Source organism: Acidisphaera sp. L21, from assembly GCF_009765685.1.
Classification (GTDB): Bacteria; Pseudomonadota; Alphaproteobacteria; order Acetobacterales; family Acetobacteraceae; genus LMUY01.
Map to the genome: position 1 here is coordinate 1 of NZ_LMUY01000053.1, position 480 is coordinate 480.

Here is a 480-nt window from a genome sequence, read left to right on the forward strand (position 1 = left end):
TAGAGCGTGCTCGGCTTGACCGGAATCAAGAAATTGCTTGCGAATCGGGCAGGAGATTTGATTCGAAGGGCTCTGGTTGGAATTGACTGGAGGATCGTGATGCCTTGGCGGCCCGGAATGGCTTACTCCCAAGATCTTCGTGACCGTGTTTTTGCCCGGTCAGGGGCCGGCGAAACCGTCGGGGAGATCGCTGATGCCTTGTGCGTCAGCATCGCGTATGTCTCCAAGGTCTTGAGCCGCCGCAATCAGACAGGTGAGCTATCAGCTCGTCCTCAGCGTTGCCATGTACCTCCGAAGCTAGCCGGGCTTTATGAGGTGATCGGGGCCGAGGTGAAAGCACGGCCTGACGCCACTCTGGCTGAGTTGTGCCGCTGGCTTGAACAGACGCATCATGTCACGGCCAGCAGCGCTCTCATGCACGGCACGCTGCGCAAACTTGGCTTGACGCATAAAAAAAGACGCTCCATGCCGCCGAACAAG

Annotated in this window: 1 protein-coding gene; it reads left to right on the top strand. The window is 57.9% G+C overall.

Annotated features, from left to right (window positions below):
* Positions 1 to 15 precede the first annotated feature (15 nt).
* A partial coding sequence (locus GSQ76_RS11480; protein ID WP_158744054.1) for an IS630 transposase-related protein occupies positions 16 to 480 on the top strand: 465 nt, incomplete at its 3' end.